Origin of the sequence: Pantoea cypripedii, assembly GCF_002095535.1 — a bacterium.
In the GTDB taxonomy this organism is placed as follows: domain Bacteria; phylum Pseudomonadota; class Gammaproteobacteria; order Enterobacterales; family Enterobacteriaceae; genus Pantoea; species Pantoea cypripedii.
Window position 1 is genome coordinate 1,035,635 of sequence record NZ_MLJI01000001.1, and the last position, 23,109, is coordinate 1,058,743.

21 protein-coding genes are annotated in these 23,109 nt (G+C 54.8%); 6 read left to right on the forward strand and 15 right to left on the reverse strand.

The features are described 5' to 3' along the window. Positions 1-7: 7 nt before the first annotated feature. Complete coding sequence (gene thiL, locus HA50_RS04640; protein WP_084873113.1) at positions 8-985, forward strand: thiamine-phosphate kinase; 978 nt, start codon at positions 8-10, stop codon at positions 983-985. Continuing rightward, complete coding sequence (gene pgpA, locus HA50_RS04645) at positions 972-1,466, forward strand: phosphatidylglycerophosphatase A (RefSeq protein WP_084873115.1); 495 nt, start codon at positions 972-974, stop codon at positions 1,464-1,466. Before thiL ends, pgpA begins: the two co-directional genes overlap by 14 nt. 1 nt (position 1,467) lies before the next feature. Here pgpA and HA50_RS04650 read toward each other — a convergent pair whose 3' ends face one another. From HA50_RS04650 to xseB, 4 genes are all read right to left on the reverse strand, one after another. Further along, positions 1,468-2,442, reverse strand: a complete 975-nt coding sequence (locus tag HA50_RS04650; protein WP_084873117.1) for an aldo/keto reductase — start codon at positions 2,440-2,442, stop codon at positions 1,468-1,470. An 86-nt stretch (positions 2,443-2,528) separates the two neighbouring features. Continuing rightward, a complete protein-coding gene (gene dxs, locus HA50_RS04655) occupies positions 2,529-4,394 on the reverse strand; it encodes a 1-deoxy-D-xylulose-5-phosphate synthase (protein ID WP_084873119.1) in 1,866 nt (621 codons plus the stop codon). A gap of 19 nt (positions 4,395-4,413) precedes the next feature. Next, positions 4,414-5,313 carry a (2E,6E)-farnesyl diphosphate synthase gene (ispA, locus tag HA50_RS04660; RefSeq protein WP_084873121.1) on the reverse strand — a complete coding sequence of 300 codons (900 nt, stop codon included), beginning with the start codon at positions 5,311-5,313 and terminating at the stop codon, positions 4,414-4,416. Continuing rightward, the gene (gene xseB / locus HA50_RS04665; protein ID WP_084873123.1) at positions 5,313-5,555 is read right to left on the reverse strand and encodes an exodeoxyribonuclease VII small subunit; all 243 of its coding nucleotides are present in this window, start codon (positions 5,553-5,555) and stop codon (positions 5,313-5,315) included. The genes ispA and xseB overlap by 1 nt, the downstream gene beginning before the upstream one ends. A gap of 235 nt (positions 5,556-5,790) precedes the next feature. Here xseB and thiI point away from each other — a divergent pair, with 235 nt between their 5' ends. Beyond that, a complete protein-coding gene (gene thiI / locus HA50_RS04670; protein ID WP_084873125.1) occupies positions 5,791-7,239 on the forward strand; it encodes a tRNA uracil 4-sulfurtransferase ThiI in 1,449 nt (482 codons plus the stop codon). Positions 7,240-7,309: 70 nt separating this feature from the next. On the opposite strand, the gene yajL is transcribed toward thiI, so the two are convergent. Both yajL and panE read right to left on the reverse strand, forming a co-directional pair. Next, on the reverse strand, positions 7,310-7,909 hold the full coding sequence (gene yajL / locus HA50_RS04675) for a protein deglycase YajL (RefSeq protein WP_084873127.1): 600 nt from the start codon (positions 7,907-7,909) through the stop codon (positions 7,310-7,312). Then, a complete protein-coding gene (panE, locus tag HA50_RS04680) occupies positions 7,863-8,783 on the reverse strand; it encodes a 2-dehydropantoate 2-reductase (protein WP_084873129.1) in 921 nt (306 codons plus the stop codon). The genes yajL and panE overlap by 47 nt, the downstream gene beginning before the upstream one ends. Before the next feature lie 126 nt (positions 8,784-8,909). On the opposite strand from panE, the gene HA50_RS04685 reads away from it, so the two are divergent. Further along, the gene (locus tag HA50_RS04685; protein ID WP_084873131.1) at positions 8,910-9,401 is read left to right on the forward strand and encodes a YajQ family cyclic di-GMP-binding protein; all 492 of its coding nucleotides are present in this window, start codon (positions 8,910-8,912) and stop codon (positions 9,399-9,401) included. Here the strand turns inward: HA50_RS04685 and HA50_RS04690 are convergent. Next, on the reverse strand, positions 9,398-11,176 hold the full coding sequence (locus tag HA50_RS04690; RefSeq protein WP_084873133.1) for a sigma-54-dependent Fis family transcriptional regulator: 1,779 nt from the start codon (positions 11,174-11,176) through the stop codon (positions 9,398-9,400). The genes HA50_RS04685 and HA50_RS04690 overlap by 4 nt on opposite strands. Before the next feature lie 290 nt (positions 11,177-11,466). On the opposite strand from HA50_RS04690, the gene exaC reads away from it, so the two are divergent. Next, positions 11,467-12,987 carry an acetaldehyde dehydrogenase ExaC gene (gene exaC, locus HA50_RS04695; protein WP_084873135.1) on the forward strand — a complete coding sequence of 507 codons (1,521 nt, stop codon included), beginning with the start codon at positions 11,467-11,469 and terminating at the stop codon, positions 12,985-12,987. 32 nt (positions 12,988-13,019) lie between these two features. Further along, a complete protein-coding gene (adhP, locus tag HA50_RS04700) occupies positions 13,020-14,060 on the forward strand; it encodes an alcohol dehydrogenase AdhP (RefSeq protein WP_084873137.1) in 1,041 nt (346 codons plus the stop codon). A gap of 33 nt (positions 14,061-14,093) precedes the next feature. Here the strand turns inward: adhP and HA50_RS04705 are convergent, their stop codons facing one another. The 8 genes from HA50_RS04705 to HA50_RS04740 all read right to left on the reverse strand — a co-directional run bounded on the left by HA50_RS04705 (position 14,094) and on the right by HA50_RS04740 (position 22,897). Further along, positions 14,094-15,458: an MFS transporter gene (locus tag HA50_RS04705; RefSeq protein WP_084873142.1), complete on the reverse strand. Its 1,365-nt coding sequence runs from the start codon at positions 15,456-15,458 to the stop codon at positions 14,094-14,096. 132 nt (positions 15,459-15,590) lie between these two features. Continuing rightward, a complete protein-coding gene (gene cyoE, locus HA50_RS04710; RefSeq protein ID WP_084878335.1) occupies positions 15,591-16,478 on the reverse strand; it encodes a heme o synthase in 888 nt (295 codons plus the stop codon). Positions 16,479-16,490: 12 nt separating this feature from the next. After that, positions 16,491-16,820, reverse strand: coding sequence for a cytochrome o ubiquinol oxidase subunit IV (locus HA50_RS04715; RefSeq protein ID WP_084873144.1), 330 nt, complete (start codon positions 16,818-16,820; stop codon positions 16,491-16,493). After that, positions 16,820-17,437, reverse strand: a complete 618-nt coding sequence (locus HA50_RS04720; RefSeq protein WP_084873146.1) for a cytochrome o ubiquinol oxidase subunit III — start codon at positions 17,435-17,437, stop codon at positions 16,820-16,822. The genes HA50_RS04715 and HA50_RS04720 overlap by 1 nt, the downstream gene beginning before the upstream one ends. After that, on the reverse strand, positions 17,437-19,419 hold the full coding sequence (gene cyoB, locus HA50_RS04725; protein WP_084873148.1) for a cytochrome o ubiquinol oxidase subunit I: 1,983 nt from the start codon (positions 19,417-19,419) through the stop codon (positions 17,437-17,439). Before cyoB ends, HA50_RS04720 begins: the two co-directional genes overlap by 1 nt. A gap of 4 nt (positions 19,420-19,423) precedes the next feature. Beyond that, on the reverse strand, positions 19,424-20,335 hold the full coding sequence (cyoA, locus tag HA50_RS04730; protein WP_084873150.1) for a cytochrome o ubiquinol oxidase subunit II: 912 nt from the start codon (positions 20,333-20,335) through the stop codon (positions 19,424-19,426). 436 nt (positions 20,336-20,771) lie between these two features. Then, positions 20,772-22,265, reverse strand: a complete 1,494-nt coding sequence (gene ampG / locus HA50_RS04735) for a muropeptide MFS transporter AmpG (protein WP_084873152.1) — start codon at positions 22,263-22,265, stop codon at positions 20,772-20,774. Between the two features lie 53 nt (positions 22,266-22,318). Continuing rightward, a complete protein-coding gene (locus HA50_RS04740; RefSeq protein WP_084873154.1) occupies positions 22,319-22,897 on the reverse strand; it encodes a lipoprotein in 579 nt (192 codons plus the stop codon). Positions 22,898-23,109 lie beyond the last annotated feature (212 nt).

Here is a 23,109-nt window from a genome sequence, read left to right on the forward strand (position 1 = left end):
CCTGACTATGTCCTGTGGTGAATTCGAACTGATCGCACGTTATTTTAACCGCGTCACCAGCTCCCGCCGCGATGTGGAGAAGGGGATTGGTGATGACTGCGCGTTACTGAACGTGCCAGAAAAACAGACGCTGGCCATCAGCACCGACACGCTGGTGGAAGGCGTACATTTCCTGCGTGATATCCATCCTGCCGATTTGGGCTACAAAGCCGTCGCAGTAAACCTCAGCGATCTGGCGGCGATGGGGGCCGATCCGGCATGGCTGACGCTGGCCCTGACGCTGCCGGAAGTCAACGAAAGCTGGCTGGCGGCGTTCAGCGATAGCCTGTTCGAACTGCTTGATTACTACGATATGCAGCTGATCGGCGGTGATACCACCCGTGGCCCGTTAAGCATGACGCTGGGTATTCACGGCCTGGTGCCGGTGGGCCGCGCGCTTAAACGCTCCGGTGCGAAGCCAGGTGACTGGATTTTTGTCACCGGTACGCTGGGCGATAGCGCAGCCGGTCTGGCGCTGTTGCAGCATCGCTACCGTCTGTCTGATCCGGCGGTGCATGAAACCCTGATTAAACGCCATCTGCGCCCGATGCCGCGTGTGTTGCAGGGGCAGGGGCTGCGCAATCTGGCGACCTCGGCCATTGATGTGTCGGACGGCTTGCTCGCCGATCTCGGCCATATCCTGCAAGCCAGCCGCGTTGGCGCACGCCTCAATCTGGATGCATTGCCGCTCTCAGCGGCGCTGCGTGACCATTTCGAGCTGCCGCAGGTGCAGCGCTGGGCGCTCACTGGCGGTGAAGACTACGAACTGTGCTTTACCGTGCCGGAAGTAAATCGTGGCGCGCTGGATGTGGCGCTGGGCCATCTCGGTGTTCCCTATACCTGTATTGGTCAGATAGCGCCGGAAGCGGATGGACTCACGTTGCTGGAACATGGCAAACCGGTGAGCTTCAATCACAAAGGATTTGATCACTTTGACGTTAAATAAAGATGTGGCGAAAGGCCGCCTGCGCATGTCCAATCCGTGGCATCTGCTGGCGACCGGATTTGGCAGTGGCCTCAGCCCGGTGGTGCCGGGCACCATGGGATCGCTGGCGGCGATCCCCTTCTGGTGGCTGATGACTTTTTTACCGCTCCAGATCTACTCCCTGGTGGTGCTGATCGGCATCAGCGTGGGGGTGTATTTGTGCCACCGAACTGCCAAAGATATGGGTGTTCACGACCACGGCAGCATCGTCTGGGACGAGTTTATCGGCATGTGGATCACGCTGATGGCGATACCGATGATGAGCTGGCAGTGGGTGCTGGCGGGCTTTGTCATTTTCCGCATTCTGGATATGTGGAAGCCCTGGCCGATCCGCTGGTTCGATCAGAATGTGCATGGCGGCATGGGGATTATGGTCGATGACATTATCGCCGGGGTAATTTCCGCGGCGATTTTGTACGGGTTAGGGCATGCGATGGCTTAAGCTATTCGAAACCCACCACGGGATGCGGTTGATACACCGTCTCCAGTTCGGCGACATCGGTTGAACTTAGCTCCACATCCACCGCTTTCACCAGCTCATCAAACTGCTCGGCGCGTGAAGCACCGATAATCGGCGCAGTTACTGCCGGTTTATGTAACAGCCACGCCAGTGCGACCTGAGCACGCGTCACGCCTTTATCGGCGGCGATGGTGGCAAGACGCTCTGCGATGGCGGCATCATTCTCTTCGGTGTCGCTGTAGAGTTTTGCCATCACATTATCCGAAACGGAACGTGCGGTGGTTTCTCCCCAGGGGCGTGTCAGTTTGCCGCGCGCCAGCGGGCTCCACGGCAGTACCGCAATCCCTTCACGCAGGCACAGCGGATGCATTTCGTTCTCTTCCTCACGCTGAATCAGGTTGTATTGATCCTGCATGCTGACAAAACGCGCCCAGCCTTCACGCGCCTGCAACTGGAGCGCCTGCTCAAATTGCGCCGCATGCATCGATGACGCGCCGATATAACGCGCCTTACCTGCTTTAACCACGTCGTGCAACGCTTCCAGCGTCTCTTCAATCGGCGTGTCGTAATCCCAGCGGTGAATTTGCAGCAGATCGACATACTCCATGCCGAGGCGTGCCAGGCTGTCATCAATCGATTGCAGGATATTTTTGCGGGATAACCCCTGCGACAAATTACTCAGCGGAAAGTAAACCTTAGTGGCGACAACGATATCTTCGCGGCGGGCAAAATCTTTCAGCGCCCGTCCGACAATCTCTTCACTGCTGCCATCAGAATAGGAATTGGCGGTATCGAAAAAATTAATGCCGGCTTCCAGCGCTTGTTTGATCAGCGGGCGGCTACTCTCCTCCGGCAATGTCCAGGCGTGATTACCACGCATTGGATCGCCAAAGGTCATGCAGCCTAAACACAGGCGTGAAACCTGTAAGTCGGTGTTGCCTAACGGGATGGTTTTCATGAAGGCTCCTGCTGCCATGCTTAAGGGAAAGCGATCCCTAAAGCATAGCAGCAGGCCCGCTCATCGGTCGATGAGCGGGTAGGGGACTATTGTGCCAGCCAGGTGGTGATTTGCTGCTGAATACCGGCAGCATCCAGCTGATAATCATGACGCACTTCTTCCTGGGTACCCTGCGGGATGAACTCATCGGGCAGGCCGAGGTTCAGTACCGGGATGCCGAGGCGCTTCGCCATGACGAACTCGTTCACGCCGCTGCCCGCGCCGCCCATGATCGCCCCTTCTTCCAGGGTGATCAGCGCGTCGTGGCTGTCCGCCAGTTCAGCGATCAACGCTTCATCCAGCGGTTTAACAAAACGCATATCCACCAGGGTGGCATTCAGTGCTTCTGCCGCTGCTGCCGCTTCGGGTAGCAGTGTGCCGAAGTTGAGAATAGCCAGTTTCTCGCCCTGGCGCTTCACCACGCCTTTACCCAGCGGCAGGCTTGCCAGCGGGTCCAGCGTTGCTCCGGTGCCTGTACCGCGCGGATAACGCACTGCACTCGGACCCTCCTGATAATGGTAACCGGTGTACAACATCAGGCGACACTCGTTCTCGTCGCTTGGCGTCATGATCACCATTCCCGGAACGCAACGCAGATACGCCAGATCAAACGCACCCTGGTGGGTTTGTCCATCCGCGCCGACGATACCGCCACGATCGATGGCAAACAGCACCGGCAGCTTCTGGATCGCCACATCGTGGATCACCTGATCGTAGGCACGTTGCAGGAAGGTGGAGTAAATCGCCACAATCGGTTTGTAACCGCCGATAGCCATCCCGGCAGCGAAGGTCACCGCGTGCTGTTCGGCAATCGCCACGTCGAAATATTGCTGCGGATAGTCGCGGGAAAAACCGACCATGCCGGAGCCTTCACGCATCGCCGGGGTGATAGCCATCAGACGGGGGTCATCAGCAGCCATCTCGCACAGCCAGCTGCCGAACACTTTGGAGTAGCTCGGCAAACCGCCCGCGCTTTTTGGCAACGAGCCACTGGCGGGATCGAATTTAGGCACTGCGTGCCAGGTGATCGGATCTTCTTCCGCCGGGGCGTAGCCTTTGCCTTTTTTGGTCATGATGTGCAGGAACTGCGGGCCTTTCAGGTCACGCATGTTCTTCAGCGTACTCACCAGTGCCAGCACGTCGTGACCGTCTACCGGGCCGATGTAGTTAAAACCGAGTTCTTCAAACAGCGTCCCCGGTACCACCATGCCTTTCAGATGTTCTTCGGTCCGTTTGACCAGTTCTTTGATCGGCGGCAGGTTGCCCAGCACCCGTTTGCCGCCTTCACGCAGGCGGGAATAGGTTTTACCGGAAAGAATTTGTGCCAGACGGTTGTTGAGCGCCCCCACGTTTTCAGAGATCGACATCTCGTTGTCGTTGAGGACCACCAGCATATCCGGTTTGATGTCGCCCGCGTGGTTCATGGCCTCAAACGCCATGCCTGCGGTGATCGCACCATCGCCAATGATGGCGGCGGTGCGGCGGCCTTTGCCTTCACGCTCGGCAGCAGCAGCCATCCCCAGGGCGGCACTGATGGAGGTGGATGAGTGACCGACGCTCAGTACGTCATATTCACTCTCTTCGCGCCACGGAAAAGGATGCAGGCCATTTTTCTGCCGAATGGTGCCGATGCGATCGCGGCGACCGGTCAGAATTTTATGCGGATAAGCCTGGTGGCCTACGTCCCACACCAGATGGTCAAACGGGGTGTTGTAAACATAATGCAGCGCCACTGTTAGCTCGACGACGCCCAGACCCGAAGCGAAGTGACCACTGGAGCGGCTGACGCTGTCCAGCAGATACTGACGCAGCTCGTCACACAAAGCCGGAAGCTTCTCTTTTGGCAGTAAACGTAATTCCTGTACCGTGCCTGCCAGCGCCAGTGTCGGGTATTTTGCAATATCAAAACTCATCAGAGACTCATTATGAAAGTTATTTATCGCGTTCAATTATGAAGCTAGCCAGCGCTTGTAATGCTGTGGTGTTGAATGATTGCGCGGCCAGAATATCCAGCGCGCCCAGCGCCTCCTGATAGAGGTCCCAGGCTTTTTGACGGGCATTATCCAGCCCCATCAGCGCCGGATAGGTACTCTTGCCCAGTGCCTCATCGGCACCCTGGGTTTTGCCCAGTACGGCGGTATCACCAACCACATCCAGAATGTCATCCTGAACCTGAAACGCCAGCCCAATGGCATTAGCATACACGTCCAGCACCGGAAGGGCAGCGCGGCCTTGCTCACCTGCCGTCAGCGCGCCAAGGCGGACTGCGGCGCGAATCAGTGCGCCGGTTTTATGGCGATGGATCTGCTCCAGTTTTGCCAGGTCGATGTTTTTACCTTCTGCGGCAAGATCCAGCGCCTGTCCGCCGCACATCCCTGCCACGCCACTGGCCTGCGCCAGTTCCGAGATCATGCTAATACGGGCTTCTGCACTGACGCCAGGCATAGGCTGGTCGGCCAGAATAGAAAACGCCAGAGTTTGCAGGGCATCGCCAGCGAGAATCGCCGTGTCTTCACCATATTTAATATGGCAGGTTGGCTGCCCGCGGCGCAACGCATCGTCATCCATCGCAGGCAGATCGTCATGAATTAAAGAGTAAGCATGGATACATTCAACCGCCGCAGCGGGCGCGTCCAGGCTGGCCGGATCGGCCTTCAGCATCTCACCCGTGGCGTAGACCAGAAAAGGGCGCAGACGTTTACCGCCTAATAGTGCCCCATATTGCATGGCGTTCACCAGAGGAGAACTCTGAAAAGGAAGTGGATCTAACAGGCGCGTCAGCGCAAGGTTCACCCGTTCGTGATAGGCGCTCAGCAGTTCAGGAAAATCCATCAGTTATCTTCCGGGGTAAAAGGGGCGAGCGCAGCGTCTTTATCATCGCTGAGCAGAATCTGCACGCGCTGCTCTGCCTGTTGCAGGGTTTGCTGACCACTACGTGCCAGCTGAACGCCGCGTTCAAATTCTTTCAGCGCCTCTTCCAGCGGCAGCTCACCACTCTCCAGGCGGCTGACGATCTGTTCCAGCTGCTGTATTGCGCTTTCAAAACTGGCGGGCGCTTCGGCTTTTTTCGGCATAATCAGTGTCGACTCACAGGTTGGGACATCATCTTGCAGTCGGTCATGGTAGCCGACGAGGATTAATTAGCAAAATAATGAATGTGACTGCGGTTGCAGAAGCAGTCACCTGACAAAGGTGATATACTCTCGCGCCTCGGATGCGGGCGCTCCTGCTTAACCCGCAATTATATGATTTTAACAGCTAAGTGCCGATGCTTTTAGCACTTATTTGCCCAAACGAACCTGTGTCGCCATGAAGTTTATCATCAAGCTCTTCCCCGAAATCACCATCAAGAGTCAGTCGGTGCGACTGCGCTTTATCAAGATTCTGACCGGGAACATTCGTAACATTCTTCGTACTCTGGATGATGACATCGCCGTTGTACGCCACTGGGACCATATCGTGGTACGGGCGAAGAATGAGTCGCTGCGCGAAACGGTGGTTGCCGAGCTGACGCGCATTCCTGGCATTCATCATGTGCTGGCGGTGGAAGATCATGAATACACCGACATGCATAACATCTTCGAACAGACGCTGGCGTTATATCGTGACCGCCTCGAAGGCAAAAGCTTCTGTGTGCGTGTGAAGCGCCGTGGCAAACACGACTTCAGCTCGCAGGATGTGGAGCGTTACGTCGGCGGCGGTCTGAACCAGCATATCGAAACCGCGCGTGTGCAGCTGAATCACCCGGATGAAACGGTCAATCTGGAGATTGATAACGATCGTCTGTTGCTGATCACCGGCCGTTATGAAGGGCTGGGTGGCTTCCCGATAGGTACCCAGGAAGATGTGCTGTCGCTGATTTCCGGTGGCTTTGACTCCGGCGTCTCCAGCTACATGCTGATGCGTCGTGGCTGCCGCGTACATTATTGCTTCTTCAACCTCGGCGGCGCAGCGCATGAAATTGGCGTACGCCAGGTGGCGCATTATCTGTGGCAGCGCTTTGGTCGTTCGCATCGCGTGCGTTTTGTCGCCATCAATTTTGAACCGGTGGTGGGCGAGATTCTGGAGAAGGTCGATGACGGCCAGATGGGCGTGGTGCTGAAACGCATGATGGTGCGTGCCGCGTCAATGGTGGCTGAGCGCTACGGCGTGCAGGCACTGGTCACCGGCGAAGCGCTGGGTCAGGTATCGAGCCAGACGCTGACCAACCTGCGTTTGATCGACAACGCCTCTGATACGCTGATTCTGCGTCCGCTGATTTCGCACGACAAAGAACACATCATCAAACTGGCGCGTGAAATTGGCACCGAAGATTTTGCCCGTACCATGCCGGAATATTGCGGCGTAATTTCGAAAAGCCCGACGGTGAAAGCGGTGAAAGCGAAGATCGAAGCGGAAGAACAGCATTTCGATTTCGCCATTCTCGATCGCGTGGTCCAGGAAGCCAGCAACGTTGATATCCGCGACATCGCCGAGCAGGCTGATGAAGAAGTGGCGGAAGTGGAGACGGTTGCGTCATTCACGGCCAATGACGTGGTGCTGGATATCCGTTCAATTGATGAACAGGATGACACCCCACTGGCGCTGGAAGGGGTGGAAGTGAAATCACTGCCGTTCTACAAACTCAGCACCCAGTTTGGCGATCTTGACCAGAGCAAAACCTGGTTGCTGTATTGCGATCGCGGCGTGATGAGCCGTTTGCAGGCGCTGTATCTGCATGAGCAGGGCTTTACCAATGTGAAGGTTTATCGACCGTAACGTCGATAAACCTCTGTAGCGACGCGATTTATCGCGCGGTTTTTATTGAACCGCGCAATAAATTGCACCGCTACGATTCCTGATAATCATAAATCCCGGCCGCCAGCACCAGCTGTGACGCCACTTCGCGCGCTTTATCCTTATCTACCAGCAAATCAATCAGCTTCAGCGCAAAATCAATCGATGTACCCGGTCCCTGGCTGGTCAGCAGATTGACACGCGGATCCCACACCACCCGACGTTCCATCCATTTCCCTTCCGGGATGGTCTCTTTCAGACCGGGAAAGCCGGTCATATTACCCACCGGAAACAGATCATGCGGTATCAGCACCGTACCGGGCGCGGCGCAAATCGCTGCGACAATCCGCCCGGAAACATGAAACTGGCGCACGGTTTCCACCAGCAATGGACTGTCGCGAAAGGTTTCTGCCCCTTTTAAACCGCCCGGCAGGACGATGGCGGCAAAATCATTATCCGCCACTTCCACTAACGGCGCGTCGGCCAGCAGGCGTACGCCACGCGAGCAGACGATTTCCCGGCTGCCATCGCTTTCGACACTGGCGGTGGTGACCTGCAAACCGCCACGCACCAGCAAATCGATGGTGGTGACCGCTTCGGTCTCTTCACTGCCATGTGCCAGGCAAACCAGAACCGATGCGTTCGTGCTCATATTGGGACTCCTTGCGTTTAATCAGGTCATACATACGGGTGTTCTCCGGCACTGCGATGCCCTGTGCCCGCGCGCGGCGCAGCAGGTAGCCGGTGATGTAATCAATTTCGGTCTGACGTTGTGCGCGCACATCCTGTAGCATCGATGAAACGTTGGCAGCGGTGGTGTCGATCACGTCATAGATGATGTCGCGCAGATTATCGACGGCAATATGATGGCCTTCACGCTCCATCACCCAGGCGATTTCTTCGCACAATGTTGCAATCTGTTCAGGATAAGCGCGTAGCGCGCCGTTCTGGCAATCGTGTTCCACTGTCATGGGATTGATTACGCAATTTACCGCCAGCTTGCGCCAGCAGGCCGCAGCGATGTGGTTATGCCAGGCGACATCCGGCAGCGCCTGATGGAGGATATCGGCAATATCGCTGAGCGCCTCACTCTCGCGGCTGGTCGGGCCGATATGGGTAATGCCCTGCGCCACATGTTTGATCACCGTGCCATCGCGCATCGCCGCATGGGTGGTAATGCCGCGCAGCAGCGGCTGCTGGATATCTTTCAGCTCATCCAGCGTGCCCATGCCGTTGTGCAGCAGCAGAATCGGCGCATGGGCGGGCAGCACGCTTTGCAGGTTTTTCACCGCCGGTGAGACCTGGGGTGCCTTCAACGTCACCAGCAATAACTGGCTCTCCGCCAGAAACAGCGGGTCATTGGCGATAAAAGTGTGGTTACTGACCTGTCCTTCGGGATCGATCACATTGACCGAACAGTAAGGTTGCGGCACCCGCAACCAGCCCTGAACATCATGTCCCTGGCGTGCGAGTGCGGCGAGCCAAATCTGACCCAGGGCGCCGCAACCCAACACGGTAATTTTCATATTGCCTCCCGCTGGCGGGTTATTGTTTTTACACTCACCATCAATTATAGCTTTCGGCGGAGCGTGTTTTATTCGCGTGACAAGACGCGTATTATGCATGTCACTTTAGCGTCAGGAGAAGACAAGATGCCATCTTTCGATATCGTTTCCGAAGTCGAACTGCAGGAAGTCCGTAATGCGGTGGAAAATGCCAGCCGTGAACTGTCTACCCGTTTTGATTTCCGTAACGTCAGCGCCAGCATTGAGCTGAACGAAAAGAATGAGACCATCAAAATCACCACGGAGTCTGATTTTCAGGTCAAACAGCTGGTGGATATTTTAAGAGAAAAACTGCTGAAGCGCGGGATTGAAGGGGCAGCGATTGACGTCCCGGAAGAGATCGAGCACAGCGGCAAAAGCTGGAGCGTCGAAGCCAAACTGAAAAAAGGCATCGAAAGCGACGTGGCGAAGAAACTGGTTAAGCTGATTAAAGACAGCAAACTCAAAGTGCAGACCCAGATTCAGGGTGATGAACTGCGCGTGACCGGTAAGTCGCGTGATGATCTGCAAGGCGCGATGGCACTGGTGCGCGGCGGCAACCTCGGCCAGCCTTTCCAGTTCAAAAACTTCCGCGATTAATCGCGTTTGTCGCGTGCAGCACGACGATACAGCGTGCTGCGCGCGACACCTAACGCCTCGGCGGTTTTGCTGATATTGCCGTTAAAGCGTTGCAGCGTTGCGGCGATCAACCGCTCATCATGACTTTGCCTGTCCTCAGCCACCGGGGCCGCCCTGCGGTATTCGGCGGGCAAATGCACTTCACTGACTTCTTCCCCTTCATCCGCCAGCGCCAGTAACACGCGCAGCAGGCTGCGTAACTGACGCACATTGCCCGGCCAGGGAAGTTGTGCCAGGGAAGCCAGCAACGCGGGTGCCAACTGGATGTCGCGTTCTCCACCCCCCAGCTCAAGCCACAGGCGGTGAATGAACCCGGTGAGATCCGGCCATTCACGCAACGGCGGGATGGTCATGGAGAATTCCTGCAGGCGATAAAGTAAATCTTCCCGGAATTCACCTTCAGCAACGCGTTGCGCCAAATCACGGTGGGTGGCGCAAATCACTGCAAAGTTCACCGGCCAGCTGCGGCTGGACCCCAGCGGTGCCACTTCTTTTTCCTGCAACACCCGCAACAGACGGGTTTGCAGTGCCAGCGGCATATCGCCAATTTCATCGAGGAACAGCACGCCCCCATCGGCTTCACGGATCTTACCGATGTAGCCATTTTTACCCGCACCGGTGAAGGCACCCGGCTGATAGCCAAACAATTCGGACTCAATCAGCGATTCAGGGATGGCGGCACAGTTGATGGCGACAAATTTGCCCTCGCGCCAGCGACTCTGCTGATGCAACGCCCGGCTGACATACTCTTTGCCGCTGCCGGTTTCACCGTGAATACACAATGAAACTCCGGCATTGAGCAGACGCACCATTTTTTCGCCGTCACGACGTAACGAGAAGGGCAGGTCGCTGTGCGGATCGGCCGGGGTAGCAAAATGGGTGCGATGCGGCGCACGCAGACGGAAATACCAGGCTTGAGCGCCATAATGCAGTGGCAGTGGGATGGTGTTGGCAGCCTGCTCCTGCTGCGGGAACAGTTGCTGGAAAGTCAGACAACCGAGCTGCTCCGCACTGAGTGCCAGTTCCCGCATCGCCAGGCGATTAGCTGCCATCAGCACGTTATCGGAAAACACTAGCAGCAGTTCGTCGCAGGTATCAATGCCCTGCGGTTCGCGATGCAGGCTCATCAGCCATTGCTGCGGGTGCAGGCTCTGTTTCACCCACAGATACTCAATTTGTTTCGCGGCAGCTTTTACCCAACCGAAGGTTTGCGGATGAGGGAAGTGGGCCGGGCCGGAGATATCCAGCACGCCCGCAATCTGACCATTGGGCATCTGCAGCGGCATGGCGGCGCAGTATAGCCCCTGATTGCGCGTCAGGAAGTGCTGATGACCATCGATTTCGCAGCCGTCGTCAATCGCCAGCGCGGTACCGATGGCATTGGTGCCGCGTCCGCATTCGCTCCATAAATTGCCGGGCGCCAGCGCATAACGTTGCGCTTTTTCCATCGACTGCATATCGCCAAAGGTATGCAGCACCATGCCACTGGCATCGGAGAGAATCACCACCGATTGCAGTTCTGCCATCTTTTGCGCCAGCTGTTTGATCACCGGCTGGGCAAACTGCTGTAACCCAAGATTACTCGCCAGCAGGTCTGCCAGTTCGCCCTGGCGTACACGGGGAAAATCATCAGCGGTGCGATCAAGACCGTAAAGCTGGCTGCGGAACCAGGAATCGCTCAGAAGCGGAGTGGAATCTACGGCTGGTGCAATCGCGACGGATGAATTTCCCTGCATTGGTAACCTCATGCCTTAGCAAAGTGTTGCGACATTGTAGCTATTTGGTTTTTGTGGTGTTGCGATACGCAACACAGATGGCGATTTTTACCGCACTATCCCCTGCGCTCGTCAGGGGTAATCCATTTATAACCGACTGATTAACAATATCATTTTTTAGATTATCGCCAACTAAAAAAAACTGGCACGCCTGCTGCAATAACCTATCCGGCAGCGGGCTGTTCAACCTGTGACCCTCAGGTTGCCGCTGCCAGCTCCAGAACATCTGACCCTACATTAAGGAGTTTGCGATGCGTTATGCACATCCCGGCACGCCCGGCGCTTTGGTTTCTTTTAAAGCGACTTACGGCAATTACATTGCGGGCAAATTCACAGAGCCGCTTAGCGGCCAGTACTTCACCAACACCTCGCCAGTTGATGGCAGCGATATTGCGCAGTTCCCCCGTTCGGACGCGCGTGATATCGACTTAGCACTGGATGCTGCTCATCAGGCCGCCGACGCCTGGGGAAAAACCAGTGCCCAGCACCGTGCTAACCTGCTGTTAAAGGTGGCCGACCGGATTGAAGCCAATCTGGAAATGCTGGCCGTTGCCGAAAGTTGGGATAACGGTAAGCCCATCCGTGAAACCCTGAATGCGGATCTGCCGCTGGCCGCTGACCACTTCCGTTACTTCGCAGGTTGTCTGCGGGCGCAGGAAGGCAGCACGGCAGAGATTGATGAACATACCGTTGCCTATCATTTCCACGAGCCATTGGGCGTGGTCGGGCAAATTATCCCGTGGAATTTCCCACTGCTGATGGCAGCGTGGAAACTGGCTCCGGCGCTGGCGGCGGGTAACTGCGTGGTGTTGAAACCGGCTGAGCAGACCCCGCTGGGTATTACGCTGCTGCTGGAGTTAATTGGCGATTTGTTCCCGGCGGGCGTGCTTAACGTGGTACAGGGGTTTGGCCGCGAAGCCGGTGAAGCGCTGGCGACCAGTAAACGCATCGCCAAAATCGCCTTTACCGGCTCGACCCCGGTGGGCCGTCATATCATGGCCTGTGCAGCGGAGAACATTATTCCCTGCACCGTGGAGCTGGGGGGTAAGTCACCCAACATCTATTTTGCCGATGTGATGGACGGTGAACCGGAGTTTATTGAGAAAGCAGTGGAAGGACTGGTGCTGGGTTTCTTCAACCAGGGCGAAGTCTGTACCTGCCCGTCACGCGCCCTGATCCATGAATCGATTTATGCCCCTTTTATGGAACGCGTGATGGCGAAGATCGCCACCATTCGCCGCGGCGATCCGCTGGATACCGAAACTATGATCGGTGCCCAGGCTTCCCGTCAGCAGTTCGATAAAATTCTCTCCTATATTGATATAGCGCGTCAGGAAGGCGGCCAGATCCTGACCGGGGGTGAACGCGCCAGCATTACGCCTGCACTTGATAACGGCTTCTACATCCAGCCGACGTTGATCAAAGGTGACAACCAGATGCGTTGCTTCCAGGAGGAGATTTTTGGGCCGGTGATCGGTGTCACCACCTTTAAAGATGAAGCGGAAGCACTGGAAATTGCTAACCAGACGCAATTTGGCCTCGGGGCAGGTGTCTGGACACGAAACACTAATCTGGCTTATCGCATGGGGCGTAGTATTAAAGCCGGTCGCGTCTGGACTAACTGTTACCACATCTACCCGGCGCACGCTGCTTTTGGCGGTTACAAGCAATCCGGGGTGGGACGCGAAACCCATAAGATGGCGCTCAACGCCTATCAGCAAACCAAAAACCTGCTTGTTAGCTATGACATCGCACCACTGGGCCTCTTTTAGGCCCATATCAGACCCTTTTGGAGAGTGAATTGATGACTATGAAGATCAAAAGCACGATGAAAGCGGCAGTTGTGAAATCATTCGGTGAGCCATTGGTGATTGAAGACGTCCCGGTACCGTCCGTTGGACCGGGCCAGGTGCTGGTTAAAATCGCCGCCACCGGGGTTTGCCATACCGACCTGCACGCTGCCGAAGGTGACTGGCCCATCAAACCGAATCCGCCGTTTATTCCTGGCCATGAAGGCGTTGGTCAAATCGTGGCGTTAGGTGAGGGTGTGAAACATCTGAAAATGGGCGATCGTGTCGGTGTGCCCTGGCTTTACTCAGCTTGCGGCCATTGCGAATACTGTCTTGATAGCTGGGAAACCCTGTGCCTGTCGCAGCAAAACGCGGGCTACTCGGTTAATGGCAGCTTTGCTGAATATTGCCTCGCGGATGCAAACTACGTGGGTATCCTGCCTGATAACATCGAATTCAATGAAATCGCACCGATTTTATGTGCCGGTGTGACGGTGTACAAAGGGCTGAAAATCACCGATACCAAGCCGGGTGACTGGGTGGTGATTTCCGGCATTGGCGGGCTGGGGCATATGGCGGTTCAGTACGCGGTAGCCATGGGGCTGAATGTTGCCGCTGTCGATATTGACGACGAGAAGCTGGCGTTTGCGAAACGCCTCGGTGCCAGCGTGGTCGCTAATGCGAAAAATGTCGATCCGGCCAAAGTGTTCCATGAAAGCTTTGGCGGTGCGCATGGGGTGCTGGTGACGGCGGTGTCGCCTAAAGCCTTTGAACAGGCGCTGGGAACTATGCGTCGCGGCGGAACCATGGTGCTGAACGGTCTGCCACCGGGCAAGTTTGATCTGTCGATCTTTGATATGGTGCTGGACGGCATTACGGTGCGCGGTTCGATCGTGGGTACCCGTAAAGATTTGCAGGAAGCGCTCGATTTTGCGGGTCGCCACAAGGTGAAAGCCAATGTCGCCGTGGAGCCGCTGGTCAACATCAACGACATCTTTGCGCGTATGCATGCGGGTAAAATCGAAGGGCGTATCGTGGTGGATATGTCGCTGTAAACAACAAGCCCGACGCAAAGGTCGGGCTTAGTTTTAACTGCTGGCGAGCAGCGCTTCCAGTTCGACGCGGCTCGTCACCTTGCTGTCTATCTTGATATAAGCACTTTTCTCTTCCGGCACGATAAACACCGAGGCGACGCCCGGTTGTGCTTTCAGGCGTTTTTCCAGGTTTGGCACCGCCAGTACCGCATCGCTCAATACCAGACGCAGGCTGCTGACGTAGGGCGGTTCCTGCATTGACATACTGACGAACAACCAGATGGCTGCGACCACCGCGCCGACCAGAAACACCGTTTGCGCGTCAAAATGACCAAACACCCAACCGCCCATGCTGCCGCCAATCGCCACCCCAAGGAACTGGCTGGTGGAGTAGATGCCCATTGCGGTACCTTTGTAACCCGGCGGGGATTCTTTACTGATCAGTGACGGCAGAATCGCTTCCATCAGGTTAAAGGCGAGGAAGAACAACTGCACGCCAATCACCAGTGTCCAGAAGTGATTACCTGCACCCCATAGCACGATTTCAGCGATGACAATTAAGGCGACGCAACTGACGAAGACGCGCTTCATGCGGCGTTTCGCTTCGGCATAAATGATGAACGGTATCACGCTGACGAAGGAGATCAGCATGGTCACCAGATAAACTTTCCAGTGCTCAGAGGCGGGCAAGCCAGCCTGCTCAAACTGACCCGGCAAGGCCACAAAGCTCGACATCAGTAGGATATGCAGACACAGAATGCCGATGTTGAGTTTTACCAGCCTGGTATTGGTCAATACCGCGCGAATGCTGCCTTTCACCATCCCGGATTCACGGTTCAGCACGTGATGTGGCGCATTGGGTACCACCAGCAAAGTAATGACAATGCCAAGGCTGGCAAGAATGGCAATCATCCAGAACAGTGCGTGCAGACCGAGCGCATGGGTCACAATCGGGCCAATCACCATAGCGATGGCAAAGGTGATGCCGAAGCTGATGCCGATAAAGGCCATCGCTTTGGTGCGGTTCTGTTCGCGGGTGAGGTCAGACAGCAGCGCCATCACCGCAGCGGCAATCGCACCAGAACCCTGTAAGGCGCGGCCTAAAATCACCCCCCAGATGGAGGTGGTGGTAGCGGCAATCACGCTGCCCAGCACAAACATCAACAGGCCGCCGACAATCAGCGGTTTACGGCCGATACGGTCGGAGAGTAAACCAAAGGGGATCTGGAAAACCGCCTGCGCCAGGCCATAAATACCAATCGCCAGACCAATCAACGTTTCACTGGCACCCTGCAATGCCATGCCATAAGTGGTGAGCACCGGCAGCACCATAAACATTCCCAGCATGCGCAGGGAAAAAACCGTACCTAAGCCCCAGGTCGCGCGCCGCTCTGTTGGGGTCATTTTGTTATCGTTCATTCCAACCTCTAATAATTTGCTGCACTTATTCTAGGGAGCAGGGCAGGGTGGGTAAAACAATTGTTCTTAAGCAGTGGTAACAAAAAGAAAGGGCGCGAAATTCGCGCCCTTTCATGGTCTTGCGGAGCTGAATTACCAGACGTAAGTCAGCAGGTCTTTTGACGCCGGGGTCATAAAGTCCACCGACATCATCACGCTCAATGCAGTGACAGCAACAATCGAGAACACAAACAGTTTACGTGCCCAAACTTTGTCGTTTGAGGTTTTGTAACCTGAAAGTGCCATCCCGAGCCACCAGACACTCACTGCCGCAGCAACCACCAGATATTTGTAGCCAGCGTAACCGCCCAGCGAAAGCATCAGGGTGGCAATCATAAACGCCAGGATATACAGCGTAATATGATTCTTCGCCACTGAAATGCCTTTCACTACCGGCAGAACCGGAATGTTCGCTGCCTGGTAATCTTTAAAGCGGAAGATAGCAATCGCATAGGAATGCGGCATCTGCCACAGGCTAAAGATCGCCAGCAGAATCAGCGCGCCAGCATCAAACTCGTTGGTCACCGCGCAGTAGCCAATCACCGGCGGCATTGCGCCGGAAAGGCTACCAATCAGCGTACCGTAGACTGAATTACGCTTCATGTAGAGGCTGTAAATGCCGACGTATACCACGAAGCCCAGCACCGCCAGCCACATGGCCAGCGGGTTAGCTCCGAAATAAAGCAACGCAAAGCCAGCAATACCTAATGCGGTTGCATAAACCAGGCTTACTTTCGCCGAGATCAGGCCTTTCACCAGCACTCGATTCCGCGTTCTCTCCATCTTGATATCGATATCGCGGTCAATCACGTTGTTGAAAACACAACCTGATGCAACGACCAGCGATACACCAACCAGTGAGATGAGGAACAGGGTGTAATCAATGCTGCCCTTAGAGGCCAGCAGGAATCCACCGATCACAGAAATTAAATTGCCGAAAATAATTCCTGGTTTTGTTACTTGCAGGTATTGCTTAATCATCATGAGCGACTCTTAGTGGACCATCATGTTGTAGTTGAGGTTCCACATAATCCACAGTGAGCCTACGACGACAATCAGGATAATAACTGCCGCAAAGACAATGGCTACCATGTTCCAGCCACCCTCAGATTTGCTGTCCAGGTGCAGGAAGTAAACCAGATGCACCAGCACCTGAACCACCGCACACACCAGAACCACACCCAGAATGGTGCCGTGAGAGGCGCTGCCATCCATCACCATCCAGAACGGGATTGCCGTCAGGATGATCGACAGGATGAAGCCAATCATGTAGGACTTCACGCTACCGTGAGATGCACCATGGTCAGTTACAGAATGACTCATTACATGGCCCCCATCAGATAAACAATGGTGAATACGCAGATCCACACCACATCGAGGAAGTGCCAGAACAGGCTCAGACACATGATACGAGTGCGGTTAGTCGCCGACAGGCCACGTTTGGAGATCTGGAACATCAGAACGGCCATCCAGATCAGACCAGAGGTGACGTGCAGACCGTGCGTACCAACCAGGGTAAAGAATGCCGACAGGAAGCCGCTGCGGTCTGGACCGAAGCCTTCCATGATCAGGTGATGGAATTCATAGATTTCCATCCCGATAAATCCGGCACCGAACAGGAAGGTCAACGCCAGCCAGCTGATGACCGCGCCCTTGTTCTGGTTGTTCATCGCGATAACTGCCATACCGTAGGTAATGGAGCTCAGCAGCAGCAGCGCGGTTTCTACCAGTACAAACGGCAGTTCGAAGATATCTTTACCTGCCGGGCCACCGGCAGTGTTGTTGACCATGACTGCATAAGTCGCAAACAGGGTTGCGAAGATGATGCAGTCACTCATCAGGTAGATCCAGAAACCAAAGACTTTATTGGCTCCTGCATCGTGATGCCCATGCTCCGCATGGGCGTCGTGGTGGTGTGTCGTCACAGTTTGAGTTGACATTATTTCAGACCTGCTTTGCTGATTTCGTCAAAGTGCTTCTTCTCGATCTGCTCGATTTCCGCAACCGGTACGTAGTAATCCACGTCTTCATCGAAACTCTTCACGATCCAGGAGATGATCATGCCCAGGAAGGCAACAACCACCAGCCACCAGATGTGCCAGATAGCCGCGAAACCGAAAATCGTACCGAAGGCAGCGATAACAATGGCAGCACCACTGTTTTTCGGCATATGAATTTCTTCATATTTAGCCGGCTGCTGATACGCTTCGCCTTTCTCTTTCATTTCCCAGAAAGCATCGCGCTCGTGAACGTGCGGGATTACAGCAAAGTTGTAGAACGGCGGCGGTGAAGAGGTTGCCCACTCCAGCGTACGACCACCCCACGGGTCACCGGTCAGATCACGGTTCTGGTCGCGGTCACGCACAGAAACGTAGAACATGATCAGCTGGCACAGGATGCCACAGGCAATCAGCGCGGCACCACCAGCAGCAACCACCAGCAGTGAGTGGAACTGCGGATCGATGTCCTGGCTGATACGACGGGTCATACCCATGAAGCCCAGCGCGTACAGCGGCATAAACGCCACGAAGAAGCCGATGATCCAGAACCAGAAGGCGCGTTTGCCCCAGGTCTCGTTCAGGGTGAAGCCGAAGGCTTTCGGGAACCAGTAGGTCACGCCAGCCATACAACCGAACACCACACCACCGATGATGACGTTGTGGAAGTGCGCAATCAGGAACAGGCTGTTGTGCAGGACGAAGTCCGCACCCGGTACCGCCAGCAGAACACCTGTCATACCACCGATAGAGAAGGTGACCAGGAAGCCGATAGTCCACAGCATTGCTGAGTGGAACTCGACACGGCCCTGATACATGGTGAACAGCCAGTTAAAGATTTTCACGCCGGTCGGAATCGCGATGATCATCGTCATGATACCGAAGAAGGCGTTAACGTTCGCACCCGCACCCATGGTGAAGAAGTGGTGCAGCCAAACGATGAACGACAGTACGGTAATCGCGATGGTCGCCCACACCAGAGAGGTGTAACCAAACAGACGCTTTTTCGAGAAGGTCGCAGTGACTTCAGCGAAGACACCAAATACCGGCAGAACAAGGATGTAGACTTCCGGGTGACCCCAGACCCAAATCAGGTTGACGTACATCATCATGTTACCGCCCATTTCATTGGTGAAGAAATGGAAGCCGAGGTAACGATCGAGGGTCAACAGTGCCAGCGTAACGGTCAGAACCGGGAACGCAGCGATGATCAGGACGTTAGTACACAGAGAAGCCCAGGTGAATACCGGCATTTTGAACAGGTCCATGCCCGGTGCACGCATCTTCAGAATGGTCACGAAGAAGTTGATACCGGTCAGCGTGGTCCCGATACCGGATAGCTGGAGACTCCAGATCCAGTAATCGACCCCGACGCCTGGACTGTACTCCGCACCCGAAAGCGGCGGATAGGCCAGCCAGCCAGTCTGCGCGAACTCGCCCACACCCAGCGACAGGTTAACCAGGATCACACCGATCGCAGTGAACCAGAAGCTCAGGTTGTTCAGGAACGGGAAGGCAACGTCACGTGCACCGATTTGCAGCGGTACCGCGATGTTCATCAGACCGACCACGAAAGGCATCGCCACGAAGAAGATCATGATCACGCCGTGAGCGGTGAAGATCTGGTCGTAGTGGTGTGGTGGTAGTATGCCTGCTTCCCCGGCGGAAGCCATAACCTGTTGGGTACGCATCATCACCGCATCGGCGAAGCCGCGCAGCAGCATGACAAACGCCATGATGATGTACATGACACCCAGTTTTTTATGGTCGATTGACGTCAGCCATTCAGACCAAAGATATTGCCATTTACCAAAGTAGGTGATGGCCGCAATGACAGCCAGACCACCTATGATGATACCGGCAACCGTGACCATGATAATCGGCTCATGGTACGGCACTGCATCCAGTGTTAATTTTCCGAACATCGTATTATTCCTCGGCTCCGGCGTGACTCATGTCCATGCCTGCAGGCATGTCCATCTTCCCGTGGCTCATCTTGAACTTATCAATAACTTGCTTGAACAGTTCTGGATTGGCTGTTGAGAAATATTCCACCGGGTGATTTTCGCTTGGCGCAGCCAGTTTCTCGAAATCATCCATGGTGGTCAGCGTGTCAGGTGCCGCTTTAACTTTGGCGACCCACTGCTGGAATTCCGCGTCGTCTTTGGTGGCAATGGCTTTGAACTTCATACCAGAGAAACCGCGACCACTGAAGTTAGCAGAGATACCGTCGAAAATTCCCGGCTCGTTGGCGATCAGGTGCAGTTTGGTCTGCATGCCCGCCATCGCGTAGATCTGGCTACCCAGCGTAGGAATAAAGAAGGAGTTCATGACGGAGTTGGAAGTAATTTTGAAGCTGACTGGCGTGTTTGCCGGGAAGGCAATTTGGTTAACGGTTGCAATACCCTGTTCCGGGTAAATAAACAGCCATTTCCAGTCCAGCGCCACGACATCGATTTCAACCGGTTTCACGTCAGAGGCCAGCGGTTTGCTTGGCTCCAGCGCGTGGGTTGATTTCCAGGTCAGAACGCCGAGGAAGAGAATGATCAGGATCGGAATGGTCCAGACCACAGCTTCCACTTTGTTAGAGTGCGACCAGTTGGGGCTATACTTCGCATTGGTATTGGTTGCCCGATATTTCCAGGCAAAAAATACCGCCATAAAGACTGCGGGGATTACGACGATCAACATCAAGCCGAAAGCTGTCAGAATCAACGAACGTTGCTCCAGTGCAATCTGTCCTTTGGGATTTAACAACGCACTATCGCAGCCGCTGAGTAATACAGCGCCTGCAATTAATGACAAAATCCCCAAACTTTTATTGTATTTCCTGAGTCTCATTTAACGACCTCAATGACAAAGGGCTCTATTGTCGTTTAAGTGTGCGCGCATTTTACGGGAAGGTTTATACAGTGTAAACCAGCTTAAGGATGTGTCAGGAGCCTGTTGACACCTTTTGCTAAGGGTGTCACAGATGTTGCGTAGGGTGACAAATTATTAAAAGAGACAAGCAGTTGGCGTTAATATAACAAAAACAAATGATAGTAACCGCAGTAAAAACAGGGAAAGCATAAACCGTACTTTTAATACCCATTTATTTAACAATTTTGCATCATTTGTGAGATAAGAAAGCTACAAAATAATTGCTCACCGGTTTTTAATATTTTCTGCGATTGTTAATTTAATGTTTCTTTTTGTCGTTGCGAAAAAATGCTATCTACTAAAATTAGTCGCAGATATTTTTTCGTCAATTATTTCGCCAGCGACAATATAGTGATTAAGACTGATGCTGTTTTATCCGCGGGTGTTTTCGCAGCGCCAGGTAATCCAGTGTCACCCCAAATGCCACGGCGATTAAGGCCAGCGCCATTCCTGCCTCGAACAGATGCGTGACCAAATCCCCGCTTTGCCAGATTCCTGCGGCACCGAGCGCCAGCGCCAGCAACCACAGAGCCAGCAAAGCACATCCGAAGCTGAACAGGCGCACGGTCCAGCGATACCCCTGCGGGCAATAGCTACGGGTGATAAATTCGCCACTTTCCTGGATCGCCTGGAGTGTGTTACGGCATACCCAGAGCAGCAGCAGGCCCGGCACGCCCGCGAAGACCGTAAAGGCGTAAAACGTTGACCAGCCCCAGAGTTCAACCAGCCAGCCAGCGGCGGGGCCGACATAGACCCGGCCAACGGCAGAAAGCGCCGAGAGCAGGGCGAACTGGGTGGCGGAAAAGGATTTATTGCAGAGCGTCATCAGCAACGCGACAAAGGCTGCCGTGCCCATCCCACCGCACAGGTTCTCGATAAATACCGCGCTGGCCATGCTCCACAAGTGTGGTGGGGTGACCGCCAGCAACCAGTAAGCAAAGTTGGATATGGCCTGTAACACGCCAAAAATCATCAACGCGCGGAACAGGCTCAGGCGTTGCATCAATACGCCGCCATACAGCGCACCCACGATAGTAGCCAGTAAGCCAAGGGTTTTATTGACCAGCCCGACATCGCCTGCATTGAAACCGACGCCTCGAATCAGGAACGTGGTGGTGAGTGAGGCTGCGAATGCATCGCCCAGCTTATAAAGGATGATCAGCGTGATGAGCAACCAGGCATTGTTGCGCAGGAAGAAGTCTTTTAGCGGCAGCGAAACCGCCTGGCGCAGGCTGTGCGGTTCGTTGGCCGGGGCCGCTGGCTCTTTTGCCAGTAACGTGGCGATAAGGCCTGGCACCATCAACCCAGCCATCAGCCAGTAAGTGGCCTGCCAGCCCAGATAACGGTCGGCCAGCCACAGCGCGAGACCGCCGGAAATCAGCATCGCCAGACGATAACCTAATACGGTAATCGCCGCGCCGCTACCACGCTCTTCGGGTGGCAATACGTCAGTTTTCCACGCATCAAACACAATATCCTGTGAGGCGGAGCAGAAGGCGACCAGCACCGCAAGGGCCGCCAGCAGCGTTAAATCGCGTGAGGGCTGCATATAACCCATCGCGATGATGCCAGCGATGAGCGCCAGTTGCGTCACCAGCAGCCAGCCACGGCGACGGCCAAGAAAAGGCGGGGTGTAACGGTCCATCATCGGTGACCACAGGAACTTGAACACATAGGCCTGGCCGACAAGGGAGAAAAAACCAATGGTTTTCAGATCAACGTTCTCAACGGTCATCCATGCCTGCAATGTCCCTGCGGTTAACGCCAGTGGCAGTCCGGAAGCGAAGCCAAGCAGCAACAACACTGCGGCGTTACGTTGGGTAAAAATGCGCAGATAGTGAGAAGTCATAGCCAACCTGAAGTGAAGCCCGGCCAGAGGAGGCCGGGCGAAGAACGGCGAGATTAACGGGCGTTCTGTTTGATGAAGTTATGTACGCTGGTGTCCTGCGCCATATCAGCAATCACGTCGCCAAGCGTGGAGTTAACCGCGTTGGTGATCTTGTCGTTGGTCGCAGTGAATGCGCCTTCTACGCTGTAGGTCTGGCGGTAGTTTTTAATCTGCTTGTTACCATTTTTCGCGGTAGCAATAATAGAAATGTCCGCTTTAGTGGTAATGCTGTAGCGCACGTTGCCCTGTGTCACATCGGCATACAGACCATTGACCACGATTTGCAGATCAACCGCGCCATTCGGGCCAACCATATAGCCACGTGCGGTCATCTGTTTCTCCAGCACTTCCTGTAGCAGGAAACGCAGGTCACGGGAGGGGGTGAGGGTGACCAGCTGACCGTCGCGGTTTACTTTTGCCAGGGCCTGATCGCTACGTTGATCGGCACCATTGATGCTGACGGTCACGCCCATCAGGCTCGGATCCTGCTGTGGCAGCTGAATTTTAGGTTCGATATTCAGCGTCGTATTATTGCTGGCGCAGCCGGCCAAAATAAATGCAGCCAGCAGAGGGAATAACAGTTTTTTCAACATACTCATTCTCGTTAGCGGGTATATAGGTTGGTTTGCAAAACTGCGGTCATCATAGCATTGCATGACAGCGAAAAAAGCCCTGGGCCAGTGGAAATTGATTGTAAAGGCTTTTTTCAGATTGACTGAGATAAACCCCCGTTGACCTGCGTGGCAGGCAGGTTAAGATGCGCGGCGCACATTATTTTTTCCAGCTTCCCTGCGGAAATGGTTAA